16 protein-coding genes and 1 pseudogene are annotated in these 12,478 nt (G+C 48.1%); 10 read left to right on the forward strand and 7 right to left on the reverse strand.

Annotation, left to right across the window (positions count from 1 at the left end; translation table 11 throughout):
* Positions 1-193: 193 nt before the first annotated feature.
* From NA389_RS04500 to NA389_RS04530, 7 genes are all read left to right on the forward strand, one after another.
* The gene (locus NA389_RS04500; protein WP_000751766.1) at positions 194-1,009 is read left to right on the forward strand and encodes a hypothetical protein; all 816 of its coding nucleotides are present in this window, start codon (positions 194-196) and stop codon (positions 1,007-1,009) included.
* 232 nt (positions 1,010-1,241) lie between these two features.
* Entirely contained in the window at positions 1,242-2,039 is a 798-nt protein-coding gene (locus NA389_RS04505; protein ID WP_000704720.1) for a K88 minor fimbrial subunit faeH, read from the forward strand.
* 27 nt (positions 2,040-2,066) lie between these two features.
* The gene (locus NA389_RS04510; RefSeq protein WP_000827659.1) at positions 2,067-2,831 is read left to right on the forward strand and encodes a K88 minor fimbrial subunit faeI; all 765 of its coding nucleotides are present in this window, start codon (positions 2,067-2,069) and stop codon (positions 2,829-2,831) included.
* Between the two features lie 421 nt (positions 2,832-3,252).
* Positions 3,253-3,837, forward strand: a complete 585-nt coding sequence (locus NA389_RS04515) for a hypothetical protein (protein WP_000426473.1) — start codon at positions 3,253-3,255, stop codon at positions 3,835-3,837.
* Between the two features lie 72 nt (positions 3,838-3,909).
* Positions 3,910-4,122 carry a FaeA/PapI family transcriptional regulator gene (locus tag NA389_RS04520; protein ID WP_000063794.1) on the forward strand — a complete coding sequence of 71 codons (213 nt, stop codon included), beginning with the start codon at positions 3,910-3,912 and terminating at the stop codon, positions 4,120-4,122.
* 260 nt (positions 4,123-4,382) lie between these two features.
* Positions 4,383-4,544 (forward strand): hypothetical protein, encoded by a 162-nt coding sequence (locus NA389_RS04525; RefSeq protein WP_001816720.1) that lies wholly within the window; start codon positions 4,383-4,385, stop codon positions 4,542-4,544.
* A 25-nt stretch (positions 4,545-4,569) separates the two neighbouring features.
* The gene (locus NA389_RS04530) at positions 4,570-5,418 is read left to right on the forward strand and encodes an SdiA-regulated domain-containing protein (protein ID WP_000175389.1); all 849 of its coding nucleotides are present in this window, start codon (positions 4,570-4,572) and stop codon (positions 5,416-5,418) included.
* 144 nt (positions 5,419-5,562) lie between these two features.
* On the opposite strand, the gene NA389_RS04535 is transcribed toward NA389_RS04530, so the two are convergent.
* Positions 5,563-6,315 carry a non-specific acid phosphatase gene (locus tag NA389_RS04535; protein ID WP_000842407.1) on the reverse strand — a complete coding sequence of 251 codons (753 nt, stop codon included), beginning with the start codon at positions 6,313-6,315 and terminating at the stop codon, positions 5,563-5,565.
* 556 nt (positions 6,316-6,871) lie between these two features.
* Between NA389_RS04535 and NA389_RS04540 the strand changes: the two are divergent.
* Positions 6,872-6,946 (forward strand): annotated as a pseudogene (locus tag NA389_RS04540) (helix-turn-helix domain-containing protein); the annotation flags it as partial.
* 316 nt (positions 6,947-7,262) lie between these two features.
* On the opposite strand, the gene NA389_RS04545 reads toward NA389_RS04540, so the two are convergent.
* The 6 genes from NA389_RS04545 to NA389_RS04570 form a co-directional block, all read right to left on the reverse strand.
* Positions 7,263-7,913 (reverse strand): Eco29kI family restriction endonuclease, encoded by a 651-nt coding sequence (locus NA389_RS04545; RefSeq protein WP_000147099.1) that lies wholly within the window; start codon positions 7,911-7,913, stop codon positions 7,263-7,265.
* Positions 7,910-9,118 (reverse strand): DNA cytosine methyltransferase, encoded by a 1,209-nt coding sequence (locus NA389_RS04550; RefSeq protein WP_000843539.1) that lies wholly within the window; start codon positions 9,116-9,118, stop codon positions 7,910-7,912. The genes NA389_RS04545 and NA389_RS04550 overlap by 4 nt, the downstream gene beginning before the upstream one ends.
* 218 nt (positions 9,119-9,336) lie before the next feature.
* Positions 9,337-9,663, reverse strand: coding sequence for a TA system toxin CbtA family protein (locus NA389_RS04555; protein ID WP_000854673.1), 327 nt, complete (start codon positions 9,661-9,663; stop codon positions 9,337-9,339).
* 24 nt (positions 9,664-9,687) lie between these two features.
* Entirely contained in the window at positions 9,688-10,023 is a 336-nt protein-coding gene (locus tag NA389_RS04560; RefSeq protein WP_000686987.1) for a type IV toxin-antitoxin system YeeU family antitoxin, read from the reverse strand.
* Between the two features lie 17 nt (positions 10,024-10,040).
* Positions 10,041-10,520: a RadC family protein gene (gene radC, locus NA389_RS04565; RefSeq protein WP_071645927.1), complete on the reverse strand. Its 480-nt coding sequence runs from the start codon at positions 10,518-10,520 to the stop codon at positions 10,041-10,043.
* A 20-nt stretch (positions 10,521-10,540) separates the two neighbouring features.
* Positions 10,541-10,807 carry a hypothetical protein gene (locus tag NA389_RS04570; protein ID WP_000779202.1) on the reverse strand — a complete coding sequence of 89 codons (267 nt, stop codon included), beginning with the start codon at positions 10,805-10,807 and terminating at the stop codon, positions 10,541-10,543.
* Positions 10,808-11,269: 462 nt separating this feature from the next.
* Here NA389_RS04570 and NA389_RS04575 point away from each other — a divergent pair, with 462 nt between their 5' ends.
* Both NA389_RS04575 and NA389_RS04580 read left to right on the forward strand, forming a co-directional pair.
* On the forward strand, positions 11,270-11,893 hold the full coding sequence (locus NA389_RS04575; RefSeq protein WP_000609234.1) for an inovirus Gp2 family protein: 624 nt from the start codon (positions 11,270-11,272) through the stop codon (positions 11,891-11,893).
* 118 nt (positions 11,894-12,011) lie between these two features.
* Complete coding sequence (locus NA389_RS04580) at positions 12,012-12,227, forward strand: helix-turn-helix transcriptional regulator (RefSeq protein ID WP_000381206.1); 216 nt, start codon at positions 12,012-12,014, stop codon at positions 12,225-12,227.
* Positions 12,228-12,478: the final 251 nt, after the last annotated feature.

The raw sequence follows: 12,478 nt of genomic DNA on the forward strand, positions 1-12,478 counted from the left end.
TACCTGAGTGAATGACGCCCAGTTATTTACAGCAATAACGTAAAGCCATTCTGTATTACAGGGATAAATATCTCAGTGATGCCATCTGAATAAGGTGGCAGGGGATGGCTTTGCGGTAAAGCCAGATAAATGGGTTACCAAAATAAAAGATGTATTTATTTATTGTTTTATAAAACAGAAAGGAACTTAATTTATGAAAAAAACACTGATTGCACTGGCAGTGGCTGCATCTGCAGTGGTATCCGGCTCGGCTATGGCAGCATGGTCGACGGGCGGTGATTTTAACGGTAACATTAATATCGGCGGTAATATCACTACTGATGCACCAGCCTGGCTGTGGAAGACCGGGGCTGATCAAGGCACTGCGGTTGATTTAAAACTCGCAGATGCTGTCGTGTCTGGTGATAATAATGTGTGGAGCGGTGTTGGTAAAACTTCATTTCCTGTATTGATGGGGAAAACAAAAGCTCCATACTCCGGGATATCTACAGGTATGGCTCCGGTTATCACTTATGGTGGTGAGGGCTTCTCAATTTCTCAGCCTGCTGATTCTGCACCAGTGATCACGTTAAGTGCTTTTGCTAAAGATGATAAAACGAAGGCTGGTACGTTCCAGTTTAAAATGGATATTATGTCACTGGCTAATGTCTTCTGGAAAGGTGATGGCGTTACTACCAATGATAAAAACGCATATCAGACAATTGGTGACACAGGAAAAACTTATGGTAACGGATTTGCTCAAAATAAAACCTATGTAAACTCAATGACCCCAGTAGCAATCAAAGATAAAATCTCTGCTATTCTGGGTGCCGATATGATTACCATCCCAGCCGATGCTGTAACTAGCGGTTATACTGGGCCGAATATTTTTAACCGCGCTGATGCAGGAAGTATTCAGGGGGTATATGCTTCTGAATATGTTGTTGGTTCTGGCGTATTAACTTTCCCGAAAGCTAAAACACCTAAGAACTGGAACGCAAATATGACTGTCACTGTTTCTTATCAGTAATAGATCAGATTATCAGGCATAACAGAAAGTAATTTGCCTGATTATTAAAAACGGCGAACTATTTTTCGGTCGTTTGCCGGTAATAAACCCGGCATTCCGGTATATTTATTTCCTGCTTCTCTGCCAGTCAGGAAATGTTCGCGTACGCCGGTGCCGGGTTTATTCTTTTCAGCTTATCTGAATGCTCGTTGTTTATTAATTATGACCAACGGATAAAACAGAGTGAATAACGATGAAAATAACGCATCATTATAAATCTATTATTTCCGCCCTGGCCGCGCTGGCCCTGTTTTATTCCGCAGCACCCCGGGCCGGAATTCTTGACGGCGGGGAAATACAGTTTCACGGTCTGGTCACTGACGAGGCCCCGAAATGGACCTGGCAGGTGGGCTCTCCTGACCAGACATGGGCGGAGGATACCGCTGATGCCCGCACAGAGAACGGGCAACTGGTTTTTGATTTACGAGGCAAGGGCTCCCTGCCGTTTCTGGAAGGCCATCTGTATGAGGTGGCAGATCGCGGTGGTCCCGGCTTCACCCCTTTTATCTCCTTCAGCAGTAACGGGCAGCCGTTTTCCGTGACGGATGGCGGCAGCACGACGGCGCAACACTTCCGCGCCTCTGTCCCGGTACGTAACCCGGAGAACGGTCACGTGGCGGGACAGCTTTCTTTCACCCTTGACCAGGGAATGGCCGTCAGCGCCGGACACCAGGAAGACGGGGCGGTTCTGCCGGCAGGCATGTCGCTCGTAAACGGGCAGAGCGTGAGCGGTGTGCAGGCCGACACCCTGCCGCAGTGGCTCAAAAGCCGTCTGCCTTCCCTGCTGATGCTGAACCGGGGCTTCGGTAACGGAATGAGCACGGCAGATAACGGTCAGGTTATCAGTCAGGGCGTGCTGGCTGACGGCCGGGTGACCCGGCTGGCGGCGGCCTATGCGTCCGCCGTCTCGGATTTTGAGCTGCGCCTGCCGGCAGAAAACACGCCGGCGCAGTGGCAGGCCGGGCTGAGTGTGACGGTGACGGTCCAGTAAAGAACGGGCAGGGAGAGGAAGAACACAATGAAACGAATGACGATTTTACTGCTGGCCGCCAGTCTGCTGCCGTCCTGTGTGCTGGCGTGGAACACGCCGGGGGAAGACTTCAGCGGAGAGCTGAAGCTGGGCGGGCCGGTGACCAGCACCCGTAATCCCTGGGTCTGGAAGGTCGGGGAAGGGAACACACAGATAAACACGAAAGCTGTCTCTGTCCTGCGCAGTGGGGAGCAGGTAATACCGGTTCCCCTGCCGGCCATGACGGTCCTGCTGGGAAAAACTATCCTGACCACCCCGGCCGGCCGGGAGGGGCTTGCGCCGCAGGTGACGTACGGTAAGGAAACCGAGGGTTTTGCACTGACGTGGACGGCGCCGGGTACGGCATCGGTGACACTGCCGGTGACGGGGGAGGGAAATGTCCGTACCGGGACATTCACCTTCCGGATGCAGGCGGCGGGTGTGCTGCGCCATGTCCTGGGGGACCGGGCGGAGTATGCCGGGCTGTATGGCGACCTGCAGGGCAACGGCTTGCCGCCACAGACGCAGGTGATGCCGGCAGGGCAGACGCCGGGTGTGCTGCAGACCCTGTTTGACAGTGAAGGCCCGGTCTGGCTCCGGAAGATGACGGTCAGCAGCGTGTCCGGACTGAGCCGGTTCAGTGACGCCGCCCTGCGCCAGGTTGACGGGGTATACGGCGCACAGACGGTGGCGGACAGCGGTGAGCTGCGTTTTAAGGGGGCGGTACCGTCCCGCTGGCATACCTCCCTGGCGGTGAGCATTGAATATCGGTAAGGCTGCAGGCCCCCGGTCACCCGTTCCGGGCCCCGCCGTTTTTGTGGGGCTGGAGCGGGCTGACGGCGTGTTTTTCTTTGTGAGTGTCCGGGATATCCGGCAGGTGCAGGAACATAACGGCCGGGTCAGGCTGGTATTCGGGGAAGGCACGACATTCATGACCAGAATGACGCTGTCTGAGTTTACTGCTGCCTTACATGAAGCCGGTGGCTGTTATCTGTCGGTTGTTGATGCAGGTACTGTGTTATGTCAACCACTCGCAGAGAAACCTGATGCCGGTAGTGAACTATTTCTGAGCAGGGATCGTAATGAAAATATCTGTACGTGTACTGGTCACGGTTTATCTGCTGGTTCTTGTGGGACTGTCAGCCATGCTGGCAGAGCTGATAAGCCCGGCGTTAAGTTAGCGGGGGCAGGATAAATGGAAAATGCCATGTCCCGCCGGAAACGCATACTGCTGACGGGGAACTGTGAATATGAACTGCTGGGGCTGTCACATCTGCTTGCCGGTATGGGGTATGCCGTGGTGCGACCGGAGATGTCACCTCCCGGGGCATATGACCTGGCCCTGGTGGCACTGAGTGCGGAGCCGCTGGCCGGCTGGGGGCGGCATCTGCAGGACATCAGAATGCTGCACGCGGCCAGTCCGGTTCCCATGGTTGTTCTGGTACCTTCGCGGCTGCAGGAAATGCGGCTACTGAGAGGAACTGCGCAGGTTATCAGTGGCCGGGACAGCCTCCTCCGGCTGCGTGACATGCTGCGTCAGGCGCTTGAGGGAAGAGCCGGGCCGGAAAGCTCAGGTGAACTGACTGAGTTGCGAAAGCGGACTCTGATATCCCTGTGTACGGCCATAAACAGGAATGCCTCACTGAAGGCGGCATCACGCAAGGATTATTACCTCCGGGCCTGCCTGGTGGAGTATGCAGGGGTGGAGAACCTGCATGTACTGTGCACGAGCGGCCTGTTACCCGGGGTGATTACAGATGAAACCGGACAACGGTTCTGATATGTGAAGACCCGGGGCAGGTATTTCAGCTTCCGGGACAGCATTGCTTCCCCGTAGTCACAGGAGAACAAAATGAGTAATGACGCTTGCGACAAAATTCTGTCTTTTATGCAGTCACAGGCAAACGGCAGGATAAATATACCTGTCAGAACCCGGAGTATTGCGGATGCGGCCGGGCTGACAATATACCAGGCCAGGGCTTATCTGGTTACGCTTGAGGGAGCGGGCGTGGTGGAGAAAATGAATGCAGGTAAAGGCGTGTCCGGCCGATGGCGGCTGGTCTGACGGATATCCGGTAAAACAGGGGCATGGAGAGAACAAGTGGCCGGAACAGATATTGTGGTAACTGACTGATGAACTTTCTGAAGATGATTTATTACATCTGTATTTCTTTTGTCGTCATGATATCACTGGTGTTTTTTGTATCGGTATTTCTGTTACTGAATATTGAATGAATATAATCCGGGGCTGCATGACAGGCCTTACGGGAATAAAGCTCTTTTTATCCGGACATCTCCATACCGGTAATTCCCCGGAGAATTTTTTTGCAGAAGGACAACATGCCGGATGACGAAAGACGCGCCGGGTATGGCGGGGGACGCTTTTCGCTCCGGGCGCTGATTTTACTGCTGCTGACCAGCGCTTTCATCTCCGGCTTCCTGACCGGAGCCCTGGCCATGCTCTGGTTTGTCATTGACTGCATGTAATGCGATGAACTGAACATCCGGAACCATGACTCTGAGACGTTTACTTAAACAAAAACCGGCACTGCTGGCTGGCGCTCTCCTGATGGTGGCCGGTGCGGCCACACTGTATTTTCCGGAAACCTGGTACCCGGAGGAAACGCAGTGGCAGCTTGCGACAGAAAAAGACATTCCCGGTATACAGGGCGGTCTCTCCGGCCTGACGTGGAACCCGGACAGCGGAACGCTGTTTGCCGTGACCGACCATCCGTCGTCGGTGGTGGAGCTGGACACGGACGGGAACGTGCTGCGGGTGATACCATCGGATGGCGACCATGATTTTGAGGCCATTGAGTATCTCGGCCGGAACCGCTATGTCCTGTCCCGGGAACGGGAGCGGATACTCACCACCCACCACATTGACAGGAATACGTCTGTCCTGCCGCCGGCGTCATACACCCTGACCCTGGATGTGGACAGAAAAAGCGACAATGCCGGTTTTGAAGGCCTTGCCCGTGGACGGGGAGAGAATGCCCTGATAGTGGCGCAGGAAAAGAAACCGCTTCGTTTTTTAGAAACGGACCACAGCCATGACTCTCTGTCGGTCAGTGATTCACTGACGCACCGGTTGTCCCTGCCGTGGTTCCTGAAGGATATCTCCGGTCTGCATTACGACAGGATAAACAGGCGGCTGTATGTGCTTTCCCATGAATCAGCCCTGGTACTGGTGTCAGACCCGGAGGGCGGCAGGAGGGTGATGCCGCTGCGCCGGGGACACAGTGGTCTGGAGCGGGACATTCCGCAGGCGGAAGGGATAGCTTCTGATGGCCGGAATTCGCTGTGGATAGTCAGTGAGCCAGACCGGTTTTACCGCTTCAGCCGGACAACGACGTCATGACGGTCTGGACGGACTGCAAACGGGGGAGAGGCGTTGAATTCATGCGAATCGGGGAAACCAAAGGCGTTCTCCACGCCCGGTCGCCCCTACGCAGTTGCACTTCCTTTCATTTGCTGTGTCCAGTTTGCGGGAAGACTTTCACCTTCAGTAATTAAGTTTGGGGTGATCTTCTTTACTCAATAAATTATTTTTGTCGTTCAGCTCCTCACGGACTTTTGCCAGTGACTTCTGAAAAGCCGGGATTGTTTGCAGTCTTGCAAACTCTACTGCTCCCACATAACGGCCAGCATCAACATCACTTTGCCAGTGAGCACCGCATATCACTCTGCTTTGCCCGAATTCCCATCCTCGTCTGGCGAGTTCCTGCGCGCGTTCCGGTCTGGCCTGGGATAATACTAATGCCAGAAGTGTACCATAAGCAGTATGCCCGGAAGGGTAAGAGCCATCTTTTCTCAAAGTATTCTCATCTTCAGGACGGCAGGTAGAATGATTAAATAAGACAAAGGGACGAGTACGCATATAATATTTTTTTGCCGAAGCAGTAGCGTAGTAGCCGCCCATTTTCAGAAGATTCTGTAACATATTCCAGGTTTCAGGCGTATCTTTGGGATTAATTTTAGCACCCACTACTGGCGAGAATATTCTGGCTATATTTTCCACGCTTACATCTGCATCCTCAGCAGCTTGTTTCCATCGTGGGGAACCCTTTATCGCATAGCCCTTAAAATAAGCCTCTTTATCATAGCGGAAAGCCGGATCATCATTACCTGGCGGTGGTGGTAAGTAGAACTGACTGTTCACTGATTCTTCAGGAGAATGAAAGAGTTGCACTGTTGCTGCTGATGTATATTTAGCTACGATCAGTGGTAGAAAAAATAGTAAATAACGACTTTTCATAAAGACTCACTCCGGATCAGGAAATAATAAACAGATGTAATCCTATAATGATTTATTGCAATGGTTATTCAACATACAGGTAAAAAAGCAGGACGCTGCACTGGCATTATCGTCTGCCCATACCGGACTGACTGCAGCGGACAACAGAACAATACTGATATTTCCGGCTAACAGCATTTTGTTTAACTTTTGTCTCCGGTTATTTTTTATCTGCGTGCCTGACTGACACGCATTAGGTTAAAATGTTTACGTAATAACAAAGTATGAATAAGTATTTTAAAATATGTGCCCTGTTACCCCGACAGTTACCACCAGTTATGATGTGCTGAGTATTAATTTATGATTATGAACAAGAGCCGGAAACAGTATTTAAGAATAAAGAAACCGAAAAAGAAAAAATGCTAAAATTGGCGAAGGAATTGTTGTTGTCAGTGATGGAAAAGTTCATGGCGGAGATATTGGACTCACTTGTCGAGGCTAGCGAACCGTCAGATGGAGTGATACGCGTTATTACTGGTAATAATCTCCCTGTAGCTAAGTAAGCTTTTGACCCAGGCCCAAAGATGAGCGGCTGATCGCCGAAGCGCTGGGCGTTGCGCCAGAGAAAATCTGGCCTTCTCGTTATAGCTAGTCAGGCCGGAGATGGGGGCTACGGATTTCCATTCCCAGAAAAGCAAAAACCCAGCCATAGGCTGGGTTTTCTGAATAAGTGGTGCCGGACTCGGAATCGAAACCTATATTTAATTCATTGTAATATAATGAATTTATTGAATTCGATTCTTTTTGTACCCTCAATTATACCCTCGGCTTCGTTTTATAGAGGATTGAAGGCCAGATTCAGAAAGGGTATGGGAATCGAACAAAACTTCCAAGTAGAGTAGAATTTAGTATAAACGGTTTACGGGAGAACAATGTTCCCCCCGCCCTTGTACACAATAAATGACAGTTTAATCGCCTTCAGCTTCTATAAAGCCTTGTGCCAAACAGGGTGGCAAATTCTGCAAGTATTGTTTAGCGTCTCTAATCAGCTCATCGACAGTTTCATTGCGTTCACGTAGATTTTGTGCCCACCCTCTACCAGGATGCATAAAATCCCAACGTGGTCGTAAACCAGTGTAACGATGCTTACCTGGATCATGATTACCAAAACCATCAATTGACGAGTTCCAAATTGGCTTAAAGCGAGAAATAACTAGAGATTCGCCCAATGGTATCCAAATGTCATCAACAACCAAGAAACGGCAATAAAAATCTTCAACGGAAAGGTTTTGCGCTGCTTTAACGCTTTCTGCATGTTCTTTCAATCGTTTAAAGAGAACATTACCAACTTTTTCTGGATTAGTTAGCCCCATTCGGGCACCAGCAGGAACCGCTTTTCCCACATAAATCGGTAGCTTAAATTTGCCATCACGATTCAGGGCTGAAAGTTGCTCATATGCCGGATGGTTACCGGTATAATAAATGGCATAAATACCTGCTCCAGCAAAAGGAGTTAGTTCATCCAGAAGATGAGCCTCCTTACTTAGCAATGCCTCAGCAACACTAGCCCCCAAATTTTGCTTATCAAGAGGATTGAACGGAATGACTTTACCTGTCATGCAGAAGCCCTTTTATTCTGACTACCTTGCCTCAGGATAATGCCAATCTCGGCTGTAAGCAGTTTTTCCGCTACACTGCTTGCAACGCAATATGCCAAATGAACGGGCACTGCATTACCCAACTGTCTCATTGTCTCTGTCCAACTACCATGAAAACGATAACTGTCAGGGAAAGTCTGGATCCTAGCACTTTCCCGTACTGTAAAGTAGCGTACAGTACCGTCATCGCGCACGAGCATATTTTCGCCACCAGGGACACCATGATCCCCAGCTTTTAGCGTTTTGGCTGGAAGATCTAAAGGACTGCCAGTATGGCCTGGATAAGTCCGCGCCCCGGCCTGGAAAGTATGATTCCGAATGTTTTTAGCTGCCTTCGTTTCGGGATCGGGTAAATCAGCAATTGCATCCCTTACCGTTTTCCAGGGAAGAGTATCTGGCGGATTCTTACGCAATTTAGCGATACGGTTAACTAATTTCACTGGAATTTCTGGCATCGGTAAACCATGGCGTTTCCAGTAATTACCCGTAACCCATTGTTCATAAACTAGCGCATCATAGCTATGGGTTGGCTTAGGGAATGACCATTCGATCTCAAGGTCATCACGGAAACCGACAATGAATACACGTTCACGTTTTTGTGGAATTCCATAATCAGCTGCGTTAACCAATGTTGCTAAGACATTATACGTCAATCCCTTGCCTTTACTTTTTCCGCTGGTTTTTTCTTCCTGCAAACGTTTTAAATGTTCGCTCCAATCTTCACCATGTCGTGGTGCAACCGCAGGAAATTCAAGCTGTAACTGTATGTACTGGAAGTAACTTGCAAATGTAGCACGAGTCAGTCCCTTAACATTTTCAACAATAAAAGTCTTAGGACGGAGTTGTCTGATTGCTTCTGCTGTTGCCGGGAACATATCTCTTGAGTCTGAGTTAGCCTTATGTTTACCGCCAATTGAAAACGGCTGGCAAGGTGGTCCTCCGGCAAGAAGGTCTATCCCTTTTGGGATCTGAGTCCAGTCAAACTCTCTCACATCACCTTCGAAAAGGTTCCAGTTACACAGCAAAGGAAAACCATTTTTTTGGTTCTCCCGAACGGTATCACAGGCCCATTTATCCCACTCGACAACAGCAAGATGCTCAAAACCAGCAATCTCACACCCCATAGCCAAGCCGCCAGCACCGGCAAATAGCTCTACAGATTTCATTCTTATCTCCGCCTCATGGCTTATGGTCTGCATCTTAACAATTTAATTCATTCATCGGAACAAGCAGACCTGCACTCTATACTGTTAGGAAAAACTAACCATCTGTATAGACTTAAATTTAATATTCTACCGCGCCCATATTCCATGTTCGGGTACAACGTCAGCTTGACTCACGTGGAGCGGCATCAGTTTGTTGCTACTGAAACCCCTCCCATCGTTCATCTCCGGTTACGTTTCAAAACACCAGTTACCTGCCTCGCTCGTAAAATATCTACAGCCCGAAGGTAAGGTGACTGGTCCTGACAGTTAAACCCTCTGCGATCGATACGAACCAGTTCGTACTTTTCCACCAGAAAGTTAACGGCATCAGCCAGCGTGATACCGGCGTCGATATGTTCCTGAATGACAGATTCATCGCTGAAAGGCGTGTCGTTCAGCGTCAGGCCGTAATGTTGCTCCAGCAGGTGCGTAAGTAGCGTTTGCCAGACAAGTACAGGCGGTGGACATGGCTTCGCCACCCGCTGATTTGCAGGAAGAGTTTTCATAAGGTTTCTCGTTGGGAAATTGAATTAACGTTGAGTGGAATAGATAGCGATGTAAACGTAGCCACAGCTACCGAGCGTATCCGCTTCACAGGTCAGTTGGTTGTGGTACAGCGTTACGCGATGTGCATGGCGGGGGTTAAGCTCACCAGAGAGCAGCATCAATTCCATCTGCTCTATAAAGTGCGGAAATGCGCCATTCAGTTGGTGACACTCTTCTTCATTGAACGCGCCAGTTATTCCGGCGCGGTCAGCTAAATAATGCAGGCGATTGCCTTCCTGTACCAGACGTGCGCTAAATTGAGGAGAACCGGGTCGGTTGAGTCCCCATCGTACTGTGTCGGTTTCTTTATCGATTTTCATAAATACTCTCCCTGAGGTTATAACCAGCCCCGTTCAGCAAATGAAACAATATCCATCCCACCGATAACCAGATGGTCCAGCAGACGAATATCGACAAGGTTGAGGGCGGTTTTCAGATGCTCAGTGATTTGCCGATCTGCTTTGCTGGGTTCTGCATGGCCCGAAGGATGGTTATGCGCCAGTATTGCAGCGGCAGCGTTATGTTTAAGGCCGGACTTCACGACTTCGCGGGAATGAATTTCGGTGCTGTTGATGGTTCCTTTAAAAAGCGTTTCGTGAGTAATCAGTCGGTTCTGGTTATCCAGCCAGAGAAGCGAGAACTCTTCACGCTCCAGCAGGGCCAGATGCAGGCGCAGCCAGTCCCGTAGTGAGCAACTGGAGGTAAACGCTTCTCCGGGCTCGTTCAGATGTTCACGGATAATATTCAGGGCGCGCCTGATGGTACGTTGCGCGTAAGGTGACATTTCAGCTACGGGAGGGGGTAACGTAGTTTTCATATTCCTTATTTCCGGGATGGTCAATTTTTGGGAAAAGACTGGTTGTGGCAGGCCAGAACGATTTCAGTGTTATAAAGCTTCGCAGCTACGGAGAACGTGTCGTCTACGGATTCAAACCACAGCCAGATATCGAGGACAGCAGTACCCGCAGGAAAGTGCCGGAATGGCTTACATGTCACTGCTTCTCCTTCTGCTTCTATAACCTCAGCGTTTTGCAATACTTGCCACAGGACATTCAGTTCTATTGAGTCCGGTTGATGCATGGCAGAATCATTGGTTAATTTCATGGATAATTCCTTATTAAAAGACATAAAAGAAAAAGACCATGCCCCGGTGAAGGAGCATGGTCTGTCTGCAATTGGTGTAGGAGTTAAGCCTGGAATTGAATTCGATAAATAAAGAACGTTTCTGATTATTCACCTTAATAATATTTGGCTTTATTTTTATTTGTGTTAAAGAACGGTAATCTACATAAAAGTTCACAAGTTAACTTCAGAGTTAATATTATGAATAATTGAGCAATAAATTAGTTGTTTTAGACGTTTATTTCTTCTATTGCATTTCTGGTTTTTTACTTCTGCCTTCATGTCGGGTTGGTAATATAATAATATAGTATAACCAATAATTAGTGCTTAATAATCATGGATAAATATCCCATGCAATATCTTAAATATTATTGCCAGTTGCTTGCAATAAAATATTACTCAATCCCTAATAATATTGACATGTAATAACAAAAGGGAAAGAGCATGATTAATTTAAGCAATAATGGTCCGTTAAATATAAAACACATAAAAAGAATCAAAGACACTTTAAACAAGTCACTCAGGGAATATCACCGAACAATGATACTTAGAATTGACCTGAGATTGCCAGAAAGTAGCCCGTATGAAAATGACTCGACGTTAATAACGCGTTTTATGGAATCTCTGAAATCCCAGAAGAATGCAGACAGGTTAAATAAAATATCTCTCAGTAAAAGAACTCATCACTGTCGGATAAGATATGTGTGGGTAAGGGAGTTTAACAAAAAAGGTAAGAAGCATTATCATCTGGCTTTATTTTTCAATCAAGAGGCTTATGCCTATCCCGGAACATATAGACCTGACCATGAAGGTTTATATCGTCACAACCTTGCATATATGATTATGGAGGCCTGGGTAAGGGCATTACATCTCGATCAAGAGGAGAGCTATCAACAGTATTATCGGCTTATTCAGTTTCCTGATAACTGTCATGCTCGACTGAACATGTATGGCTTATCTTACCAGGATGATTATGCAACTATCATGAACAGGCTAAGTTATCTGGCTAAAGAATACAGTAAAGACTATTCGGACGGTAAACGTAACTTTGGTTGTTCTATAGGGTAACGGGAATAATTTATTTTATTACTGGCATGTGGATGTTGAGAAGGAGAGTGCGTCAACGGTTAATCATTACAGCCAACGCTTCTCCATACCTCTCAATAATCCATATGGAGACAGCCTCATGGACACCCGGAATAACAACACCAGTCTACTTAACGATAAAATGGTCGATATGAAATTTATCACTGAGTTTACTGGGCTAACGGATAAGTGGTTTTACAAGCTGATAAGCGAAGGGAAGTTCCCTGAGCCAATTAAATTAGGCCGTAGTTCTCGCTGGTTACAAAGCGAAGTGGAAAAATGGGTTCAGGAACGTATTGATGTATCACGTCAGTAGTCTTTTTTATTATAAAACCTACAACTATTCGAAACATATTATTTATAAGCGTCCTGCAATCACCTCATACGCATTTAATATAACGAAGGTGGAAGTTATTACCTTACCATAAATAATACCTCAAAGTGACGTACAGCTTGTTTAACAGGTATTAATAAAAGAAACCTGATTATTTAGGGAAATAGATAACTATAAAACAGGTTATCAAGTCAAGCGCATCACCCATGTCCTGTTCAAAAAACATCCAAACA

It is taken from the genome of Salmonella sp. NW645 (assembly GCF_051703725.1).
Lineage (GTDB): Bacteria > Pseudomonadota > Gammaproteobacteria > Enterobacterales > Enterobacteriaceae > Salmonella > Salmonella enterica.